Below are 19,290 nucleotides of genomic sequence, written 5' to 3' on the forward strand. Positions count from 1 at the left end.
GCCGCGGTCCACGGGGCGACTTCCATGGGCGTGCCCGCCACGATCACCGCGCTCATCCGGGCCACCGTCGCGCCCGTGGATCCGACCGACGCCGGTCGCGTTCACCACGGTGTTCGCCGCCGGTCGGACCGCCGGGCCGTAGCGGGCGGTGCGGTGCGCCGCGGCGGCCGTGATCGTGGTCAGGGTCGGGCCACCGCGGCGGCGAAGCGCGCCGCGACCGCCGCGACGGCGGCCCGCAGCTCCGGCCCGCCGTCCACGCGGAAGCCGAACGGCACGGAAGCCAGCCATTCCTGCGCGTACATGGCCGGGTTGCTGGTGCTGCCGACGAGCACGCACCCGGCGCCCAGCGGTTCGAGGCGACCCATCGGCGGCCGGATCCACGGCGCGACCTGCTCCGGCGGCGCGTGGAACACCACGCGGGTGGCGAACTCCCAGCCGGTGCCGAGGTGCTGCTCCACGGCCGCGACCGGGTCGAGGTCGGCGGGCGGCTCGAACCCGTGCGCCGTCTGCCGCACCGCGCGCACCCGGTCGATCCGGTAGGTGCGGATGGCGTCCGCGCGGTACGAGTGGCACAGCAGGTACCAGCGCCCGTGCCGGACCACCACGGCCCACGGGTCCACTTCGGACTCCCACTCGCCGCCGGAGTCGGTGCGGTAGGAGATCACCGCGCGGCGGCGGGCGGCGACGGCCGCGACGAGCGCGCTGGTGGTGGCGGGGTCCGGGCGGGCGGAGTTCCGGTCGGGCGCGGCCGACGCGTGCGCCCGCAGCACCGCGGCCTGCCTGCCGACGTTCTCGGGCAGCGCCCGGATGACCTTGCCCAGGGCGGCGTCCACGACGTCGTCGGCGTGGCTGTCGAGCACCGCCATGACCAGGCTCAGCGCCTCGGGCTCGGTGAACACGACCGGCGGCAGCCGGGTGCCGCGCCCGAGCCGGTACCCGCCGTACGGGCCGCGGGTCGACTCGACCGGGATGCCCGCCTCGCGCAGGATCCCGACGTACCGGCGCACCGCGCGTTCCGTGACGCCCAGCCCGTCGGCGAGCTCGCCGGCCGTGACGCCGGGACGTGCCTGGAGGATCTCCATGGCGCGCAGGGCTCGGGCGGTGGGGCTGAGTTCGGTCGGCACACCCGGACCTTATCCGCGACCCCGGACACCGACGCCTCCGGAGGAATCGGCCCCGGTGAGCCGGACGCGCATTCGCCGTGATGCAGAATATCGCCGATCATCCACCGTCTGGAGGACGCCATGGCCGCTCCCGGTGTCGCTCGGCCGACCAGGTTGGAGGTCGTCCGGGCCGACGCGGCGCACGTGCTCGGGTCACGGGCCGCCGCCCGCGTCGAGGCGTTCCCCGACGGCACGCTCCACGTCCGCGCCGGTGAGCTGCGCCGGGCGCTGGCGTGGCTGGTCGACTTCGCGGTGTACCTGCTCCTGGTCGGCGTCGGCCTGGTCGCCCTGACCGTGCCGCACGGCTCGGGGAAGATCGACGACGGCGGGTTCGCCCTGGGTGCCGTCGCGGTGCTGCTCCTGGCCGCCCCGCTGTACGGCCTGTGCTACGGCAACGGCCGCGCGCTGGGCGCGGTGGTCACCGGCACCCGGCTCGTGCGGCTGTCCACCGGCGGCCGGATCGGGTTCCCGGCGCCGTGGGCGATGACGGTCCGGACGGTGCTGCTGCCGTTGCTGATCGCCTCGTTCGTCGTCGGCGCGCTCGCCAGCGGCTCACCGCCCGGTTCCCCGTCGCGGACGAGCATCGACGACCGGAGCACCCGCCGACTCCGCGCCGCCGGCTTCCGCACGCTCGCCGATCGTCGCGTGCCCTGACCCCGCGGCGCCGGCCCGCGACCTCGTCGCCGGTCGTGGCGTCGCCGGCGGAGATCAGCCGCCGCGGCCACGCGAATGGCCGTGCCCGTCCGGTCATCGCCGGTGGGACGATCGATCACTCACCGCAGTGGTCGACCGTACAGGGGGTTCCCGTGATGACTTCCGACGTCCTGACCGCCGTCGCCGCCCTCGAACCGCGGCTGCGCGACGCCGCCGCACGGGCCGACGGGGAACGGCGGTTGGCCGACGACACCGTGGCGGTGTTGCGGGACGCGGGCACGTTCCGGGCCACCCGGCCCGCGCGGTTCGGCGGCGCGGACGCGTCGATCCGCGCGCACCTGGACCTGTCGTCGGCGGTGGCCGCGATCGACGGCGGCGCGGGCTGGTGCACGGCCCTGTGGAACGGCGGCAACTGGATCACCGGCCTGTACCCGGAGCAGGCGCAGGAGGACGTGTGGGGCGCCGAACCGGAAGCCCTGATCAGCGGCACGCTCATGCCCGGCGGCACGGTCGGGCGCGTGGCCGGCGGCTACCGGCTCAGCGGTTCGTGGAACTACGCCTCAGGCATCGGGCACGCGTCCTGGGGCCTGGCGGCGGCACCACTGGAGGACGGCCTGGGGTGGCTGCTGGTGCCGCGCGCGGACTTCGAGGTCGTGGACGAGTGGCACGTGGCCGGGATGCGGTCGACCGGCAGCAACCGCTTCGTGGTGCGGGACGCGCTGGTGCCCGACCACCGCGTGCTGCGGCTGGAGCGGATGGTGGCGGGTGACAACGTCACGTCCGCCACCACCCCCACGCACCGCGCCGCGTTCGTGGCTTCGCTGGTCACGATGGTCAGCGGGCCACTGCTGGGGCTGGGCCGCGCCGCGGTGGCGCACGTCGTCGACGCCGCCGCGGACAAGGGCATCGCCTACACCGGCTTCGACCGGCAACGCGACTCGTCCGCCTTCCAGCTCCAGGTCGCCGAGGCCGCCGCCGCGGTGGACGGCGCGGAACTGCACGCCTACCGCGCGGCGGACGCCCTGGACCGGCACGCGGCCGAGGCCACCTACCCACCGGAACTGCTGCGGGCCCGGTGCCGCGCGGACGCGTCGGTGGCCGTGCGGAACGTCACGCGCGCGCTGGAAACGCTGATGTACGCGCACGGTTCGCGGGGTTTCGCGGACGCGAGCCCGTTGCAGCGGATCTGGCGCGACGCCAACGTGGCCGCCCGCCACGGCATGCTGCTCCCCCAGGTCAACCTGGAGCTCTACGGCGCGGCCCTGGTGGGCGCGGAGAACACCGTCAGCCCGTTCCTCTGATCACCCGGATCACGTGCTTGCCCCGCACGCCACCGGCTTCCAGCGCGCGGTGGGCCTCGGCGATGTCGGCGAGCGGGTGGACGGTGTCGACCACGGGCCGGATCGCCCCGCTCTCGACCAGCGCGGTGAGGTCGGCGAACAACGCGGACTTGGGGTTGCCGCTGAAGAAGCGGGCGCGGCGCGGGCCGAACACCGCGGACGCCAGGAGGTAACCGACGTCCGCGGCGGAGCGGAACGCGATGGCGACCATGCGGCCACCGGGCGCGAGCAGGCGGCGGTACGCGCCGGGCGTGCCGCCGTAGGCGTCCAGGACGACGTCGTACCGTCCCAGTCCGGCCGGATCGGCGCGGTAGTCGACGACGTCGTCCGCCCCCAGCTCGCGGACGAAGTCGAACGTGCTGCTGCTCGTCAACGCGGTCACGTGCGCGCCGTAGGCCTTGCCCAGTTGGACGGCGACGCTGCCCACTCCCCCGCTCGCAGCGCGCACGAGGAGCCGTTCGCCCGGGCGCAGCCGTGCCTTGTCGCGCAGCGCGGTGATGGCGGTCGTGCCGACGCCCGGCAGCGCGGCGGCGCGGACCAGGTCGAGCCCCGCGGGGCTGAGCGCGAGTTGGCGCGGGTGCACGGCGACGTACTCGGCGGCACTGCCGAACCGGCCGCGCGGCAGGCCGCCCCACACGTGCGCGCCCGGTGCGAACCCGGGTCCGGACACGACCTCGCCCGCGAAGTCGATCCCCACCCGCTTGGGGAACCGCCGGCCGAGCAGGAGCTTCAGCTCCCCGGACCGGCCCCACCGCTCGCCGCCGTTGACGCTGGCCGCGTGCACGCGCACCAGCACGTGCCCCGGGCGGACCACCGGCTCGGGCACGACGCCCTCGTACAAGACCTCCGGCGGCCCGTACCGGTCGAACACCGCTGCGCGCATCCCACACCTCTCGCGTAAGTGGAACATCCCCTCCACTTCGACCGTAACACGGCAACCGGAAGGTTCCCTCCACTTGAGCTAAAGTGAGAGACGTGCCCGCTGAGACGACTCACCTGCGCGCGGACGCCCGGCAGAACCGCGACCGCATCCTCGACTCGGCGCGGGAGGCGTTCGCCGCCGACGGGCTGGACGTGTCGATGACCGAGATCGCCCGCCGGGCCGGGGTGGGGGTGGCAACCCTCTACCGCCGTTTCCCCACCAAGGAAGCGCTGGTCCGCGAGGTGTTCGCCGAGCAGTTGGCGGCCTGCACCGGCGAGGTGCACCGGGCCGCGGCGGACCCCGACCCGTGGCGCGGCTTCTGCCGCGTGGTGGCGGAGCTGTGCGAGATGCAGGCGCGGGACCGGGGGTTCAGCGCGGCGTTCCTGAGCGCGTTCCCCGACGCCGTGCCGGTGGACGAGATGCGCGCGCGGGCCGAGGAGGCGTTCAGCGGGCTGGTGGAGCGCGCCAAGGGCGTCGGGGCGCTGCGGCCGGATTTCACGGTCGACGACCTGATGCTCGTGCTGATGGCGAACAACGGCCTGGTCACCGACTCGGTGGACGCGACCGTGGCCGCCTCCCGCCGCCTGGTCGCCTACTTCCTGCAAGCGTTCCAGGCACGCGCCCCGCTGCCACCGCCGGTCCGGCTCGGCCTGCGCGACGCGCTCGGCTGACCCGACCCGCGCTACCGGCGGCCCTGCTCGACCCGCCGGGCCGGCGCTACCCCTGCTCCCGCTCGACCCGTCGGTTCCACTCGCCCTTGGACGACTGCCAGCCGTCCTCGTCCGCGCCGATCCGCCAGTAGCCGGAGATCGACATCTGCTCGCGCGGCACACCCCGGTCCAGCTTCAGGTGCCCGCGCAGGTCCTTGACCATGTTCGCTTCGCCGTGCACGAACACCTGGACCACGCCCTCCGGGAACGCCAGCGCCGCCACCGCGTCCACCACGCGCCGCCCGCGCGGCCCGCCGTCGCGGTGCAGCCATCGCAGGTCCACCCGGCCCGCCGACCGCACGGGCTGCTCGTCCTCCGGCCCGTCGACCTCGACGAACACCTCCGCCCGCGCGCCCTCGGGCAACGCCTCCAGCGCCGCCGCGATGGCGGGCCACGCGCTCTCGTCGCCCGCCATCAGGTGCCAGTCGACGCCCGGGTCCGGCGCGTACCCGCCGCCGGGGCCGGCGAAGTGCAGCACGTCACCCGGCTGTGCCTTCGCCGCCCACGGACCGGCCACGCCGGAGTCGCCGTGCGTGACGAAGTCGAGCCACAGCTCGCCCGCCTCGGCGTCCCACCTGCGCACGGTGTACGTGCGGGTGCGCGGCCACTGGTGGCGGGGCATCGTCGCGCGGATCGCGCCGAGGTCGAACGGCTCGGGGTAGAGCACGTCGTCCAGCGGGAAGGCGAGCTTGACGTAGCTGTCGGTGTAGGGACCGACGGTGAAGTCGGCGAGCCCTTCACCACCGAGCACCACGCGGATCATGTGCGGCGCGATCCGCTCGGTGCGCACGACGCGCCCGCTCCTGCCACGGGACCGTTCGGCCATGTCGGGTACTCCTCGGTGATTCCAACGGCGCAACCACCACCACCGTACGTGCCCACGCCCCGTGTCCGACGGTGGCCGCCGGCCCCGGCCACCACGTGGGCGGTGGGACGGCGGAGCGCCCCACCGCCCACGCCCCCTCAGTGCACGCTCCACTCCCGCGCGAGCCGGGCGGCCAGCCCGAGGTTCGCCGCGGCGGCGTCCTCGGTGCGCCGCCCGTACCCGCAGGCGGCGGCGACCCCGGCCGGCGGCCGGCCGAGCGCGTCCGCGACCAGCCGCAGCGCTTCGCGGGTCTGGTCCGGGTGGTCCTCGGCCACGACGCCCGCGATGACCTCCACGCCGGGGCGCAGGTGCCGCAGCTCGGCGTAGAACGCGGGATCGGTGGGCGGCGGGGTGTCACCGCTCGTGACGGGCAGGTGCACGGTCGGCATCGGGGTGCGCTCCCCGGCCAGCACGCGGGACAGCTCGTTGAGGAACAGCACCGCGGGCCGCAGGTCGGTCGGGGTGAACACCGGCACGTGCTCCAGGTCGCCGTAGCACAAATGGAGCACCCACCGGGAGAGCGGCGCGGCCGACAGGACGCCGGCGACCTGCCGGGTGAGGTCGGTCGTCAGCGCGGGCCAGGCCTCCGGCGGGGTGAGGTGGTAGGCCACCAGCACGGCGGGCGTCTCGAGCTGCAACTGCAACCGGTCACCCCACCGGGCGACGAGCTCGGTCACCTCGTGCACGACCGCGGTCTGCATGGTGGGCAGCCACTCGCGGGCCGCGTCGATCGAGCCGAACGCGAACACGGACAGGTCCAGGGCGTTCGGGATGCCCACCTGCACGCGTGGCGCGTCACCGGTTCCGGTGATGGGCAGCCGGCCCAGCGCCTCGAACGCCGCCTCGGCCTGCTCGACGCGGGACAGCCCGACCTGCTCCGAGCACAGGTGCTGACCGGGCCGGACCCGGTAGTACGGCATGTCGTCGTAGCCGCGGCTCTCCCCGCCGCGCACCTGTTCGAGCGACGGCACGGTGGACAGGTGGTGGGTGAGCCAGTCGATGATCCACCGCGGGTCGCGGTCGGACGGCAGGGCGGTGAGTTCGGCGTCGTCGCGGTGGCGGAGGAACCAGCCCATGGCGGTGGCGGGGTCCTCGCACAGCGGGCGCGGCAGCGAGCCGACGAGGTGGACGGGCAACGGGTGGCGGTCGTGCTCTCGATCAGGCGTCTGCGTGGGGGCGTGTGCGGTCATGAGTGTCGTTCTGCTTTCGGAGCGAAGAGCGTGCGATGCCCGGGAGTGCCGCAGGATCTCCGCGCCCGACCTCCCGGTGTCCGACCATCGTGACCGGACCGACCGGGCACGTCCACTTAGGATGATCAACGCGAGCCGACCGGGCACATCATCCACGCGATAGTGTGACCTTCCTACCTGGCAACGACATTCTGAGTGATCGTCCAAACGGGAACGACAATCATGATTCCCGCGACGACGACGTCGGTGGGCGCGCTCGCGCCGCAACCCGGCACCAACCCCCAGGCCGGTCCGCGCCGAAAACGCTGTCATCAAACGTGATCGGCAGGTGGAGTCCGGCGGACGGGCCGCAGGTGCCGTTCCAGGGCACCGGATCCCACCAGCTCGGCCGGCACCGGTTGCGGCAGCACGGCAGTGCCGGGGTCGACGCGTCGCGCCTCCGTCGCGCAGGTGTTGCCGGCCCCGCGCGACCCCGGACCCTGCGCCGCGGCCGCCGTGACGCGGTCACCGCCCACCACCACGACGCCGACGCCCCGCCGTCCCGCCGACACCCGCCGGCCGGTCGGTCCGACCCCGCGCATCCCGCCCGCCACCCGACCCCGCCGCCGCGCTCCCACCGGACCACCCATCCGCCCCCACCGGTGCGCGGGGCGGCCCCCACCGCGCCCGCGCTCACCCGCCCCCGGGTCGGCGTCCTGAAGGGAGGACGTGCGGGGACTAGGCTCCCCGCATGGCGAGGTACTTCGACGTGCACCCGGTCAACCCCCAGCGGAGGTCGATCGACCAGGCGGTGGAGCTGATCAGGTCGGACGGTTTGATCGCCTATCCGACCGACTCCTGCTACGCGCTGGGCTGCCGGCTCGGCAACAAGGCCGGACTGGACCGGATCAGGCAGATCAGGCACCTGGACGACCGGCACCACTTCACCCTCATGTGCCGCGACTTCTCCCAGCTCGGGCAGTTCGTGCACGTCGACAACGCGGTCTTCCGGGCCATCAAGGCGGCGACGCCGGGCAGCTACACGTTCATCCTCCCCGCGACCACCGAGGTGCCGCGCCGGCTGATGCACCCGAAGAAGAAGACCGTGGGTGCGCGCATCCCGGACCACCCGGTGGCCCAGGCCCTGCTCGACCGGCTCGGCGAGCCGCTGCTGTCCAGCACGCTGCTCCTGCCCGACCAGGAGGAACCGCTGGTGCACGGCTGGGACATCAAGGAGCGGCTGGACCACGTCATCGACGCGGTGCTGGACGCGGGCGACTGCGGCACCGAGCCGACGACCGTCGTGGACTTCTCGCAGGGCGAGCCGGAGATCGTCCGGCACGGCGCGGGCGACCCCTCCCGGTTCGAGTAGAGGCGCGCGAACGGATCATCGGATTTGCGCCGCTCAGAGGTATGGGAGCGTTCCCAGAGCCGGTAGCTTCCCCCTGCCCCCTCAGCGCAGAAGGAGCTACCCGTGCGGAAACGGTTGTCCACGGCGGTCCTCGCCGCCCTGCTGTCGGTCGTCGCCCTCCCGGTCGCGGACGCCGCCGGCCCCGACCGAGCCGATCACCGGCTGAAGACCTGCGCCCGAGCCGACCTGCTGTTCTGCGAGGACTTCCAGCAGGTGCCCACCGGCGCCGGCACCAGCCTCAAGTGGGGCGTGGACACCCGCAACGGCTCGCTGGAGGTCGAACGGGACCGGCGCGGCCAGAAGGTGCTGCACGTGCGGGCCGAGGGCAACGGCCGGGCGTTCCTCAAGGTGGACGACTTCGCCGCGCCGGGCAACAGCTTCTACGGCCGGGTCCGGGTGCGCGTCGAGGCGTTCCCGGACGCGCCCGACTGGGCGCACTACACGTTGATCGAGGCCACCGGTGACGGCCCGGAGGTCGTGCGCCCGCTCGGCGGCCAGTACGTGCCCACGCTGGACAAGGCGCTGTGGGGCGTCGGCGCGGACGGCGGCCCGACCGGTGACTGGACGAACTGGCGCGAGTCGGCGCCGTCGAAGGCCGGCGCGTGGCAGTGCGTGGAGTGGCGGATGGACGCCTCGGACAACCGGATCACGCTGTGGTTCGACGGCGTGCCGAACCCGGACCTGACCGTGTCGACCCGCGAGCACGGCGGCAACCAGGTCGACTTCCTGTTCCCCGAGTTCGACACGGTCAAGCTGGGATGGCAGCTCTACCAGCCCAACGAGGGCAGCTACGACATCTGGCTGGACGACATCGCGCTGGGCGCCAAGCGCATCGGCTGCTGACCTGGCGGCCCGGGCGGGTCTTCCGGCGCGCGCAGCGCCGGAAGGCCCGCCCTGCGGCCGCGGCGCTCACGACCTGTCATCAGCGTGCGTCAGCATTCCCGGAGACCGGGTTGCTTCTGCCCGTTCGCGCCTCCCTTGATGTAGACGACGTTCACCCAGACGCCCACGTTCCTGCTGTCGTCGTCGGTCAGGGCCCACCAGGTGTTCCAGTACTTGCCGTTTTGCAACGAGACCTTGTGGGAAGTGTTCTTCTGGCAGTAGAAGTACTCCTTGGTGTCGTTCAGCCATCCCCACCGGTTCTTGACATCGGGCAAGCAGTAGCTGGGCGCGGGCTTCGTTCAGAGCTCCAGCGTGGTCTTCGGGTACGGGCGGTTCTTCACGCAGTCGCGGTTTACCCGGTCGGCGGAGTCGGCGGCGACAGCGGAGACACCCGAGTCGATGGGGGCGGAGACCGGAGCTGCGGCGCTGACGCCGGTCACCACCATGCCCGCAGCCACCACAGCGGCACCGATGGTGAGGATCTTGCGGAACTTGAGCATGTGCGGTCCTCTCTCGTGATCGGCTCCGAACGCCTCGCCTCGGCGAACCACCGGGGTGGAACGCGGTCGGAGTTCCCGCCGAACAGTGCAGGAACCCGACCCCGGAATGGAAGAAGAAATCGGTTTTCTCACCCGGTCCGGAACACCGGGTACCGGAACGGCGTCGCTTGTCGGCACACCACGCACGAGAACCTCGATGTTTGAAGGGACATCACGCCGACAGCGAGGGGATAGTCACTCACAATTGTCACAAGGCACGGTCGGTCACTCACGAATACCGCACCGAGCGGTTTGCCCGACCCGACTGTGGGACGCACCCGATGACGCCGCGCGAGCTCCGGTCGGCGCACTTGGATGGAGGTGACCGGAAGGGGATCGTCATGTGGACAGGCATCGGACGAGGTGGACGGGGCAAGCCGTGGGCCCGGAGGTGGAGGACCGTGGTGGCGACCGCGGTCGCCATGGCGTCCTCCGTCGGGGCCGTGCCCCCCGCGACAGCATCGCCGTCGTCGCTGTCGGCGTTCACGCCGTGCAAAGACGCGCCACGGGCGTGGTGCGCGACGCTGACCGTCCCGCAGCGGTGGGACGCGCCCGACGCGACGGGGTCGCTCCACCTCACCGTGGTGAAGCGGACCGCGACCGCCGCCGGCGCGGCGTACAAGGGAGTGCTGCTGGTCGACCAGGGCGGTCCGAACGGCATGTCGGCCGACAGCCTGCGCGAGTCGTGGTACGAGCAGTTCACCGCACCGGTGCGGGCTGCCTTCGACATCGTCGCGGTGAACCAGCGGGAGAACGCGGTCCACTGCGAACCCCCTCAGGTGAGCAACACCCTGCCGCTGGCGCCGGATCCCGGCACCTTCGACGACTTCGTCGCGGACAACGTCCGCTACGCCGAGAGCTGTCGTCCCGAGTCCCTGTGGACGATCGACTCGCTCGACCGGGCCCGCGACCTCGACGCCCTCCGCCGAGGGCTGGGCGTCGACCGGGTGAGCTACTACGGCGTCTCCTACGGGACCGTGGCCGGGCAGGCGCTCGCCGAGCTGCACCCGACGACCATCCGGTCCATGGTGCTCGACAGCCCGCAGTACCCGAGGCTGGGCACCGCGGACTACCTCGTCAGCGCCGCGGCGGGCATCGAGGACATCGCGCACGGGTTCGCGGGCTGGTGCCAGGCGCACTGGGCGACACCGCCGGACCGGGGGTCGTGCCGCAAGCTCGTCCGGGCGATCGGGGCGGGCGGCGGGATCACCGCCCGACGCGTGCTGACCCACCTGCGGAACCTGCGCGCGTGGGCCGAAGCGGGGAAGTTGTACGGCATCAACGGCGGACCCGTGGGTCCTGACGACCTGACGGGCCTGTTCTCCACGATGCACCTGGGCAAGGACGATCCGCAGTTCCTGGAGGGACGAGCGAACACCCTGGCGCAGTGGCGGCCGCGCCGTCGGGAGGCCCCCGCACCCCGTGCCGTCGACGGTCTCTTCCAGGACACCCAGACGCTGTTGCGCTGCAACGACTTCTTCGACCGGACCATCACCACCTACGAGCAGTGGCAGGATCTCTGGCAACGCGGCGTGGACGTCGCCCCCATCGCGCGGACGTCCTCCGCGCACTGGACGTGGATGCGGGCGTGCCTGGGCACCGACCTCGGCCGGTGGCGTCCCGGGCCGTTCCCCTCCGGTGTGCCGCTGCTGGTGACCGCGATGCGGTACGACAGCCCCACGCCCCACGGCTGGGCACGGCGGCTCGCGACCGACGCGTCCGCTCCCCTGATCACCTACAACGGGTTCGGGCACGGAGCTTACGACGCGACGCTCGCGCACGCGGCGGGCCGCGACTGCGTGGCTCGGCCGGTGGAGGAGTTCCTCGTCGACGGCCTCGTGCCGGCCGACACCCGGTGCCAAGGGGCGACGGCGGTGCCCGGCGCGTGAGCGGGTTCCGCCCGCGACGACCGAAAACCGGGCGCGGCGCGCGAGGTGGCGCTGCTAGCGTGGCGCCATGGCCACCTCGTCCACCGCCGCGATGCCCCGCCGCCCGGGGCTGCCGATGCTGCGCGGATGACGAGTCCGAGGCCCCCGTCCCAGGGGGTCTCGGCCGACCGGAGCCCCCGCACCCGGAGGTTCCGATGCCCCGCTACTACGTGACCACCGCCATCCCGTACGTGAACTCGCGGCCGCACCTGGGTTTCGCGCTGGAGGTCGTGCAGGCCGACGTGCTGGCCCGCCACCACCGGCTGCGCGGCGACCGGGTGCGGTTCCTGACCGGCACGGACGACAACTCGCTGAAGAACGTGCTCGCGGCACAGGCGGAAGGCCTGCCGACCGCCGAGCTGGTCGACCGCAACGCGGCGGCGTTCGCGGCGTTGCGCGACCCGCTGGCGCTGTCGACCACCGACTTCATCCGCACCAGCCGCGACGCCAGGCACCGCGCCGGCGTCGAACGGCTCTGGCTGGCTTGTGCGCACGACCTGTACCGCGAGCACTACGAAGGCCTGTACTGCGTGGGCTGCGAGCAGTTCTACACCCCCGCCGAGCTGGTGGGCGGCAGGTGCCCGGAGCACGGCGTCGAGCCGCGGCCGGTGGCCGAGGAGAACTGGTTCTTCCGGCTCTCCCGCTACACCGACCGGCTGCGGGAGCTGATCGCCGGCGGCACGGTCCGGATCGAGCCGGAGGTCCGCCGCAACGAGGTCCTCGCGTTCCTCGACGCAGGGCTGCGCGACTTCTCCGTGTCCCGCTCCCGCACCCGTGCGCACGGCTGGGGCATCCCGGTGCCGGGTGATCCGGACCAGGTCGTCTACGTGTGGTGGGACGCGCTGGGCAACTACATCACCAGCCTGGGCTACGGCGGCGACGGCGCGAACCACCGCCGCTGGTGGGTGGGGGCCGACCGGCGGGTGCACGTGATCGGCAAGGGCGTGATCCGGTTCCACGCCGTGTACTGGCTCGCGATGCTGCTGTCGGCGGGCGAGCCTTTGCCGACCGACATCCTGGTGCACGACTACCTCACCGCCGACGGCCACAAGATGAGCAAGTCGTCGGGCGCGGTGGTCGACCCGGTGGCGCTGGTCGACCGGTACGGCTGCGACGCGGTGCGGTGGTGGCTGCTGCGGGACGTGCCGCGCGTCGGCGACGCCGACTTCACCGAGGCGCGCCTGGTCGCCCGCGCCAACGAGGACCTGGCCAACGGGCTGGGCAACCTGGTCAACCGCGTCACGGTGATGGTCCACCGCTACCGCGCGGGCAAGCCGCCGGTGGCCGCGCCGGCCGATGACGCCGAGCCGTTGGCGGCGGTGTGCCGGGACGCGCCGGGCCTCGTGCACGCCGCCATCGGCGACTTCGACTTCCGACGGGCGACGGCGGCGGTCTGGCGGATCGTGGAGGAGGCCAACCGCTACGTGGAGCAGGTGCGGCCGTGGGACCTGGCCCGCGCCGAACGCGGCGGTGACGCCGAGGCGGGCAAGCGGCTGGACGCGGCCATCACCTCGCTGCTGACCGCGTGCCGCGTCCTGGCCCGCGAGCTGACGCCGTTCCTGCCGACCCTGGCCGCGCGCGTGTCCGAGCAGTGCGTGACGCTGTCGGGCGAGCTCCCCGTGCCGCAGCCCCTGTTCCCCCGGTTGTGAGCCGGGGCCCGCCGGGGTGTCGCCCCGGCGGGCCCCGAGCCGGTCAGCGGGGCAGGTAGGCCCGGTGGGAGCGGGAGAACTCGAAGTTGTTGTGGCGGTCCCAGTTGACCGACCACGTCATCAGGCCGCGCAGGTTCGGGTAGGTGGCCCTCGGCTTGTACGGGCCGCAGTTCGCGCCCTTCACCAGGCAGTCCAACGCCTTGTGCACCTCGGCGACGGACGTGAAGCCGTTGCCCGCGTTGACGCTCGCGGGCAGGCCGATGGCCACCTGGTCCTGCCTCAGGCCCGGGAACACCTTCGTCGCGTCACCGCGCACGGGGAACCCGGCCAGCACCATGTCCGCCATGGAGACGTGGAAGTCACTTCCCCCCATGAAGTGGTACTGGTTGTCCAGGCCCATGATCGGCCCGGAGTTGTAGTGCTGGACGTGCAGCAGGGTCAGGTCGTCGCGCAGCGCGTGGATCACCGGCAGGTACGCGCCCGCCCGCGGGTCCGCGCCGCCGCTGCCGCCGTAGTGCTGGTAGCCGACCTGGACGAAGAACGTCTCCGGCGCCATGGTGAGCACGAACTTCGCGCCGTAGCGCGCCTTCAGCGTCCGCAGCGCCTGGATCAGGTTGACGATCACCGGCGTGGTGGGCGCGCGGAAGTCGGTGTCGTTGGCGTTGAGCGACAGCGAGTGGCCCTCGAAGTCGACGTCCAGGCCGTCGAGGCCGTACTTGTCGATGATCGCCGAGGCGGAGCGGACGAACGCGTCGCGCGCGGCCGTGGTGGACAGCTGCACCTGGCCGTTCGCGCCACCGATGGAGATCAGCACCTTCTTGCCCTTGGCCTGCTTGTCGCGGATGCCCGCGATGAACTCGGCCTCGGACTCCACGTTCGGGCACTCGGCCACCGGGCACTGGGCGAAGCGGAGGTCGCCGGAGGTGGCGGAGGTCGGTTCGGCGAAGGAGAGGTTGATGATGTCCCAGTCGTCGGAGACGTCCTTCATCCGGATGTAGCCGGAGCCGTTGGCGAAGCTGGCGTGCAGGTAGCCGACCAGGACCCGCTTGGGCAGCCCGGTGACGGGCGGCGTGGTGGTGGTCGTGGTCGTCGGGCCGGTGGTCGTGGTCGTCGTGGTGGTCGTAGTCGTGGTGGTGGTGGTGGTCGTCGTCGTCGGCGCACCCGCGCAGGACGCACCGTTGATCTTGCAGTTGACCGGGCTCGCGGTGCCCGTGGCGTTGAAGCCGAACGTCACCGTGGCGCCGGGCGCGACGCTGCCGTTGTACTCGCGGTGCGTGAACGTGTGGTGCCCGGACGCGTTGGTCTGCAACGCGTCCCAGTAGGCGCCGACGGTCGTCCCGGCGGGCAGGTCGAACTCGACCTTCCAGCCGGACAGGGCCGCGCTCGTCCCGTTCTTGATCGAGAACTGCGCGGTGTAGCCGGTCTCCCAGCTCGCCGTCTTGGTGAACGTCGCGGTGACCGACGCGGCGTAGGCGGGCGCGAAGCCGACCGCCGCCGCTGCCACCACCAGCGCCGCGACGGCCCCCACCCTGGCGAACAGGACTCTTCGCGACATACGTCTCCTCCCAGCGGTGGCGGCCTCCAGGTGGGAAGAATTGGACTAGACCACCACGGCGATGTCAAGGTCGCGAGGGAGGGGGTTGACCGAACGGCCCAGCGGGTACCTCGAACGGGCGTTCGAGGGAAGAAGAGGCACGTGGACCGCAATCCGGAGAAGGACCCTCAGGACTGGACCACCGGCGACGAGCCGATGACCGGGCCGCAGGAGTCCTACCTGCGCACGTTGGCGCAGGAGGCGGGCGAAGAGGTGCCGGGCGGGCTGACCAAGGTCGAGGCTTCCCAGCTGATCGACCGCTTGCAGGACAAGACCGGGCGCGGCCGGTGACGTCGGCGCGGCACGCCGTCGCCGGCGTGCCGCGCCCCGGTCAGTTGCCGTCGTCCTGCTCGCCGTCCTGCTCGTTCTGGTCGTCCTGCTGGTCGTCCTGCTGGTCGTCCTGCTGCTCGACGCCCGGTCGGTCGTCGTCGCCGCCGCCCTCGTTCTCGCACCCGGCGCCGAGGGTGAGGAACAACGCCGCACCGCTGACCAGCACCGCGAGTGACTTCTTCAGCACGTTCGGTGTCATGCCCTCCCGGTACCCCGAACGGGTCCGGCCCAACCGGACCAAGATCGGTGTCCGGCTTCGGCGGGCCGGCACCGGACAAAGGGACGCGTTGTCCGGAGGTTGTCCGGAGGGGGCACGGCGTTTCCGAAAAGTCTCCTGTTCGCGGACGTCGCCGGTTACGGTTCGCGGGTGCAGATCCCGTGGCGAGCCGCACCGCGCGCGGCCCTGTCGAGTCCGCTGACGTTGCTGGTCAGCGTGGTCACCGCGCTGCTGCTGAGCTTCGTGGTGGCCGCCGCCGTGCTGCACTCGGCCGCCTCCGGCAGCGCGGCGATCGACTACCAGCAGGACCGGCTGTGCACGGAGGCGCTGCACCCGTCGCTGGAGGCGACCGGGGTGTCGCACCAGCAGGCCGCCGACGCGCCGCGGGTGATCAAGGAGCTGGCGCCCGACCGGGAAGCGCTGGTCGGCACGTACGTCCGGGAGCGGCGGGCCGACTTCGGCGGCGCGCCGACCGATGCCAAGTTCGGGTACCGGCCGGGCGCGACCGACCACCTGGAGGTGCTCGAAGGCGGCGGCAAGGACGGCCTGTGGGTGCCCAAGAGCATCGCCGACACCGTCGGCGTGCGGTTGGGCGGGCGCGGCTTGGGCGGGCGGCTGCCCCCGGTGACCGCGATCTACGCCGACCTGCTCGACCCGCTGCCCGCGTGGTGGTGCTCGGAGCGCCACTTCGTCGTGCCCAACGTCCTCGACCGCGACGAGCTGGCCACGGCCGTGGTGTGGCTGCCCAGCGCCGAGGCGTTCGCCGCGCTGCCACCCGAGCTCGCCGGCACCGCGGACGTGACCGTGCGCTTCCCCGCCGACGTGCCGCGCACGGTGGACGAGGCGGCGACCCTGCTGCGGGAGGGCACCGAGCGGATCGCGCCGCTCGGCGGAGGTGCGGTCCGCACGGTGTCGCCGCTGGTCCTGCCGGTGGAGAACGCCCGGCAGACGGTGACCAACGTGCGGTCCGCCGTGCTCGGACTGACCCTGATCAGCCTGCTCATCGGCCTGGCGGGCGTCGCCACGGTGACCGTCCAGTGGGCGCAGCGCCGCCAAGCCGAGCTGCGGCTGCTGTGGGTGCGCGGTGCCGGGCCGCTCGCGCTGGGCGGGCGCGGGGTGCTGGAGCTGGGCCTGCCGCTGGTGCTCGGCGGCGTGCTCGGGCTGGGCACGGCCCGCCTGCTGCTGCCCGTGTACGCGCCGTCCGAGCTGCTGCCGCCGGGCACCGTGACGACCGCGGCGCTGGCGGTGGTCGTGGTGGTGGCGTTGAGCCTGGTGGTCACGGTCGCCACCGGAGCCCTGCGCACGCACCGGATGTTCCAGGTCTCCGGCGGCGGCAACCGGCTGCGCAAGGTGCTGACCGCGCTGCCGTGGGAGCTGGCCACCGCCGCGCTGGCGGTGTGGGCGTGGAACCGGGTGCAGCACAGCGGCCTGGCCACCACGACCAAGATCGGCGGGCTGCCGCGCATCGACGCCGCCGCGCTGGCGTTCCCGCTGCTGGTGGTGCTCACCGCGGCGCTGCTGACGGCCCGGCTCGCGAAGTGGGCGCTGGCCTCGTCGCACCGCGTGAAGGTGTGGTCCAAGCCGGTCGCGCAACTGGCGATCCGGCGGCTCGCGGCGGGCGCCGGCCCGGTGACCGGCGTGCTGCTGATCGGGGTGCTGGCGGTCGGCACGATGGCCGTCGGCACGGCCATCGCCGGGTCGCAGAAGACCGCGCTGGACGTGAAGTCGGGCATGTACGCGGGCGCTAACAGCTACGCCCAGATCCCGTCGGAGGTCACCGAGCTGCCGCAGGCGCTGCGCGGCAACTCCACCATCGTCGGCTTCGTCAAGCAGTACGACCGCACCGCGCTGGTCGTGGACCCGAGGACGTTCCGCGACGGCGCGTTCCCGGTCGAGGTCGACCCGGCCCTGCTGACCCAGCCGCTGCGCGTCGGGAACGCGCCGCGGCGGGAGGTCGAGCTGCCCGGGTTGCCGCGGCTCGAGCCCGACGCGTGGGTGCCGTCGTTCCCGAAGCTCGGCACGTCGGGCTGGGTGGTGCCGGTCGACCGGATCGAGGACCGCGGCGACGTCGGCTCCTGGTACGTGTGGTCGAGCAGGCCGCTGGCCGAGGTGACCGCGGCCCTGTCGGCGGACGGCGTGAAGCTGTCGCGCAACTCCGACGAGAAGAAGAAGGCGGTCCAGGGGCTGCCGTTCCTGACGATCCAGTGGACGTTCGCCTTCGTCACGGCACTGGGCGCGGTGCTGGCGGTGGTGGCGTCGATCGCGCTGCTGCTGGCGGTCGAGGTGCGGCGGCGGCAGAACGCGCTGTCCGGCGCGTTCAGCACCCGGATGGGGCTGGGGCCGGCCGCGATGCTGCGCAGCCACCTGCTGGAACTGGGCGCGGTGGCCGCCGGTGCGGTGGTCGTCGGCCTGGCCGCGAGCGCGGCGAGCAGCGGCTTCACCGTGCCGAAGCTGGACCCGGCACCGCGCCTGACCCCGGCACCGCAGGTGCCCGACGCCCTGCCGGTGCTGGTCGGGACGGTGGCGGGCAGCGTGCTGGTGGTGCTGGTGGCGGCGTGGATCGCGGTGCGCTCGGTGCGCTCGGCGAAGATCGGGGAGCTGATCCGTGGGTGAGCACGTGTTGCGGCTGCGCGAGGTGGGCGTGGAGTACCGCACGCCCGCCGGGGCGGTGACCGCGGTGTCGGACGTGACGCTGGACGTGCCCGCGACGGGCATGACGGTGCTGGCCGGACCGTCCGGGTCGGGCAAGTCGACGTTGTTGCGGGTCTTGAGCCTGGTGGAACGGCCCACGCGCGGCGGGGTCGAGCTGCGCGGCATGGGCACGGCGCGGTTGTCGTCGGCGGCCCGGCGCGCGCTGCGGCGGCGTGACATCGCGCTGGTGTTCCAGAACCCCGGGGACAACCTGGTCGGCCACCTCGACGTGGGCGACAACCTGCGTGCGGCGGCGCAGGCGGCGGGCCGGGTCGCGCCGGTGGACGAGCTGCTGGAACGGCTGGGGCTGCCGGGCACGGCCACGTGGAAGGTGTCGGCCATGTCGGGCGGGCAGCAGCAGCGGCTGGCGTTCGGGTGCGCGTTGGCGCGGCAGGCGACGGTGGTGCTGGCCGACGAGCCGACGTCCCAGCTGGACGCGACGTCGGCGGACCTGGTGCTGGAGACGTTGGCCGACCTGGCGCGCGGCGGCGTGCCGGTCGTGGTCGCCTCGCACGACCCGAGGCTCATCGCGTTGGCCGACACGAGGTTCGACCTGCGGAACGGGGCGTTGGCGGCATGACGGCGTTGCGGGCGAAGGGGATCGAGCGGACGTTCCGGCACGCGAGCGGGCCGGTGCACGTGCTGCGCGGGGTCGACCTGGAGGTGGCGCCGGGCGAGCTGGTGACGCTGTCCGGCCCGTCCGGGTCGGGCAAGAGCGCGTTGCTGGCCGTGCTGGCGGGGTTCGACCGGGCGGACGCGGGCGTGGTGGAGATGGCGGGCGAGGTGCTGACGTCGCCGCCGTCGTGGAAGGTGTGCGCGTTGCTGCCGCAGGCGCTGGGCCTGGCCGGTGAGCTGACCCTGGCGGAGAACGTGGCGCTGCCGCTGCGGCTCGGCCGCACGGGCGGTTCGCTCGACCGGGTGACCGAGTTGCTGGCGGAGCTGGGTGTCGGCGAGCTGGCCGACCGCTACCCGGCCGAGGTGTCGTTCGGGCAGCAGCAGCGCGCCGCGCTGGCGCGGGCCGTGGTCGGCGAGCCGGCGGTGCTGCTGGCCGACGAGCCGACCGCGCACCTCGACCAGCGCACCGGGCCGACGGCGGTGCGGGTGCTGCGGCGGGCGGCCGACGCGGGTGCCGCCGTGCTCGTCGCCACCCACCACGACGAGGTGCACCGGGCCGCCGACCGCACTCTGGTGCTCAGCGGCGGGCGGATCTCCGTAGGATAGGGGCC

Annotated in this window: 19 protein-coding genes; 11 read left to right on the forward strand and 8 right to left on the reverse strand. The window is 73.2% G+C overall.

What is annotated here, in order from left to right; genetic code table 11:
* Positions 1-179: 179 nt before the first annotated feature.
* On the reverse strand, positions 180-1,124 hold the full coding sequence (locus FHX81_RS05605; RefSeq protein ID WP_141975706.1) for a helix-turn-helix transcriptional regulator: 945 nt from the start codon (positions 1,122-1,124) through the stop codon (positions 180-182).
* Positions 1,125-1,244: 120 nt separating this feature from the next.
* On the opposite strand from FHX81_RS05605, the gene FHX81_RS05610 reads away from it, so the two are divergent.
* Together FHX81_RS05610 and FHX81_RS05615 are read left to right on the forward strand one after the other, a co-directional pair.
* Positions 1,245-1,817, forward strand: a complete 573-nt coding sequence (locus FHX81_RS05610; protein ID WP_141975709.1) for an RDD family protein — start codon at positions 1,245-1,247, stop codon at positions 1,815-1,817.
* Between the two features lie 155 nt (positions 1,818-1,972).
* Positions 1,973-3,118 (forward strand): acyl-CoA dehydrogenase family protein, encoded by a 1,146-nt coding sequence (locus FHX81_RS05615; protein WP_141975711.1) that lies wholly within the window; start codon positions 1,973-1,975, stop codon positions 3,116-3,118.
* Here FHX81_RS05615 and FHX81_RS05620 read toward each other — a convergent pair.
* Positions 3,102-4,040 (reverse strand): NAD(P)-dependent alcohol dehydrogenase, encoded by a 939-nt coding sequence (locus tag FHX81_RS05620; RefSeq protein ID WP_141975713.1) that lies wholly within the window; start codon positions 4,038-4,040, stop codon positions 3,102-3,104. The genes FHX81_RS05615 and FHX81_RS05620 overlap by 17 nt on opposite strands.
* A 92-nt stretch (positions 4,041-4,132) precedes the next feature.
* On the opposite strand from FHX81_RS05620, the gene FHX81_RS05625 reads away from it, so the two are divergent.
* The gene (locus FHX81_RS05625; RefSeq protein ID WP_211363383.1) at positions 4,133-4,750 is read left to right on the forward strand and encodes a TetR/AcrR family transcriptional regulator; all 618 of its coding nucleotides are present in this window, start codon (positions 4,133-4,135) and stop codon (positions 4,748-4,750) included.
* 46 nt (positions 4,751-4,796) lie between these two features.
* On the opposite strand, the gene FHX81_RS05630 is transcribed toward FHX81_RS05625, so the two are convergent.
* Positions 4,797-5,615: a siderophore-interacting protein gene (locus FHX81_RS05630; RefSeq protein WP_141975717.1), complete on the reverse strand. Its 819-nt coding sequence runs from the start codon at positions 5,613-5,615 to the stop codon at positions 4,797-4,799.
* 137 nt (positions 5,616-5,752) lie between these two features.
* A complete protein-coding gene (locus FHX81_RS05635) occupies positions 5,753-6,844 on the reverse strand; it encodes a hypothetical protein (protein ID WP_141975719.1) in 1,092 nt (363 codons plus the stop codon).
* Between the two features lie 730 nt (positions 6,845-7,574).
* On the opposite strand from FHX81_RS05635, the gene FHX81_RS05640 reads away from it, so the two are divergent.
* Both FHX81_RS05640 and FHX81_RS05645 read left to right on the forward strand, forming a co-directional pair.
* Positions 7,575-8,195, forward strand: coding sequence for an L-threonylcarbamoyladenylate synthase (locus FHX81_RS05640; protein ID WP_141975721.1), 621 nt, complete (start codon positions 7,575-7,577; stop codon positions 8,193-8,195).
* A 102-nt stretch (positions 8,196-8,297) separates the two neighbouring features.
* Positions 8,298-9,077, forward strand: a complete 780-nt coding sequence (locus tag FHX81_RS05645) for a hypothetical protein (RefSeq protein WP_211363384.1) — start codon at positions 8,298-8,300, stop codon at positions 9,075-9,077.
* 89 nt (positions 9,078-9,166) lie between these two features.
* On the opposite strand, the gene FHX81_RS05650 is transcribed toward FHX81_RS05645, so the two are convergent.
* Both FHX81_RS05650 and FHX81_RS05655 read right to left on the reverse strand, forming a co-directional pair.
* Complete coding sequence (locus FHX81_RS05650) at positions 9,167-9,391, reverse strand: hypothetical protein (RefSeq protein WP_141975723.1); 225 nt, start codon at positions 9,389-9,391, stop codon at positions 9,167-9,169.
* Between the two features lie 24 nt (positions 9,392-9,415).
* Entirely contained in the window at positions 9,416-9,616 is a 201-nt protein-coding gene (locus tag FHX81_RS05655) for a hypothetical protein (RefSeq protein WP_141975725.1), read from the reverse strand.
* Between the two features lie 440 nt (positions 9,617-10,056).
* On the opposite strand from FHX81_RS05655, the gene FHX81_RS05660 reads away from it, so the two are divergent.
* Together FHX81_RS05660 and FHX81_RS05665 are read left to right on the forward strand one after the other, a co-directional pair.
* Complete coding sequence (locus tag FHX81_RS05660; RefSeq protein ID WP_170231946.1) at positions 10,057-11,544, forward strand: alpha/beta fold hydrolase; 1,488 nt, start codon at positions 10,057-10,059, stop codon at positions 11,542-11,544.
* A gap of 194 nt (positions 11,545-11,738) precedes the next feature.
* Entirely contained in the window at positions 11,739-13,232 is a 1,494-nt protein-coding gene (locus FHX81_RS05665) for a methionine--tRNA ligase (protein WP_141975729.1), read from the forward strand.
* 43 nt (positions 13,233-13,275) lie between these two features.
* On the opposite strand, the gene FHX81_RS05670 is transcribed toward FHX81_RS05665, so the two are convergent.
* Positions 13,276-14,787 carry a chitinase gene (locus FHX81_RS05670; RefSeq protein WP_141975731.1) on the reverse strand — a complete coding sequence of 504 codons (1,512 nt, stop codon included), beginning with the start codon at positions 14,785-14,787 and terminating at the stop codon, positions 13,276-13,278.
* Between the two features lie 141 nt (positions 14,788-14,928).
* Here FHX81_RS05670 and FHX81_RS05675 point away from each other — a divergent pair, with 141 nt between their 5' ends.
* Entirely contained in the window at positions 14,929-15,117 is a 189-nt protein-coding gene (locus tag FHX81_RS05675) for a DUF3072 domain-containing protein (RefSeq protein WP_141975733.1), read from the forward strand.
* 40 nt (positions 15,118-15,157) lie between these two features.
* On the opposite strand, the gene FHX81_RS05680 is transcribed toward FHX81_RS05675, so the two are convergent.
* Complete coding sequence (locus tag FHX81_RS05680; RefSeq protein ID WP_141975735.1) at positions 15,158-15,355, reverse strand: hypothetical protein; 198 nt, start codon at positions 15,353-15,355, stop codon at positions 15,158-15,160.
* A gap of 168 nt (positions 15,356-15,523) precedes the next feature.
* On the opposite strand from FHX81_RS05680, the gene FHX81_RS05685 reads away from it, so the two are divergent.
* The 3 genes from FHX81_RS05685 to FHX81_RS05695 are packed head-to-tail and all read left to right on the forward strand — an operon-like array spanning position 15,524 to position 19,285.
* Positions 15,524-17,986: an ABC transporter permease gene (locus FHX81_RS05685; RefSeq protein ID WP_141975737.1), complete on the forward strand. Its 2,463-nt coding sequence runs from the start codon at positions 15,524-15,526 to the stop codon at positions 17,984-17,986.
* A complete protein-coding gene (locus FHX81_RS05690; RefSeq protein WP_170231947.1) occupies positions 17,979-18,644 on the forward strand; it encodes an ABC transporter ATP-binding protein in 666 nt (221 codons plus the stop codon). Before FHX81_RS05685 ends, FHX81_RS05690 begins: the two co-directional genes overlap by 8 nt.
* The gene (locus FHX81_RS05695) at positions 18,641-19,285 is read left to right on the forward strand and encodes an ABC transporter ATP-binding protein (RefSeq protein ID WP_141975739.1); all 645 of its coding nucleotides are present in this window, start codon (positions 18,641-18,643) and stop codon (positions 19,283-19,285) included. The genes FHX81_RS05690 and FHX81_RS05695 overlap by 4 nt, the downstream gene beginning before the upstream one ends.
* Positions 19,286-19,290: the final 5 nt, after the last annotated feature.

Source organism: Saccharothrix saharensis (assembly GCF_006716745.1).
GTDB classification, from domain to species: Bacteria; Actinomycetota; Actinomycetes; order Mycobacteriales; family Pseudonocardiaceae; genus Actinosynnema; species Actinosynnema saharense.

Coding starts and splice junctions, on each gene's coding strand:
- FHX81_RS05610 (WP_141975709.1), top strand. CDS start 1,245: ATGGCCGCTCCCGGTGTCGCTCGGCCGACCAGGTTGGAGGTCGTCCGG.
- FHX81_RS05615 (WP_141975711.1), top strand. CDS start 1,973: ATGACTTCCGACGTCCTGACCGCCGTCGCCGCCCTCGAACCGCGGCTG.
- FHX81_RS05620 (WP_141975713.1), bottom strand. CDS start 4,040: ATGCGCGCAGCGGTGTTCGACCGGTACGGGCCGCCGGAGGTCTTGTAC.
- FHX81_RS05630 (WP_141975717.1), bottom strand. CDS start 5,615: ATGGCCGAACGGTCCCGTGGCAGGAGCGGGCGCGTCGTGCGCACCGAG.
- FHX81_RS05635 (WP_141975719.1), bottom strand. CDS start 6,844: ATGACCGCACACGCCCCCACGCAGACGCCTGATCGAGAGCACGACCGC.
- FHX81_RS05640 (WP_141975721.1), top strand. CDS start 7,575: ATGGCGAGGTACTTCGACGTGCACCCGGTCAACCCCCAGCGGAGGTCG.
- FHX81_RS05655 (WP_141975725.1), bottom strand. CDS start 9,616: ATGCTCAAGTTCCGCAAGATCCTCACCATCGGTGCCGCTGTGGTGGCT.
- FHX81_RS05665 (WP_141975729.1), top strand. CDS start 11,739: ATGCCCCGCTACTACGTGACCACCGCCATCCCGTACGTGAACTCGCGG.
- FHX81_RS05670 (WP_141975731.1), bottom strand. CDS start 14,787: ATGTCGCGAAGAGTCCTGTTCGCCAGGGTGGGGGCCGTCGCGGCGCTG.
- FHX81_RS05680 (WP_141975735.1), bottom strand. CDS start 15,355: ATGACACCGAACGTGCTGAAGAAGTCACTCGCGGTGCTGGTCAGCGGT.
- FHX81_RS05695 (WP_141975739.1), top strand. CDS start 18,641: ATGACGGCGTTGCGGGCGAAGGGGATCGAGCGGACGTTCCGGCACGCG.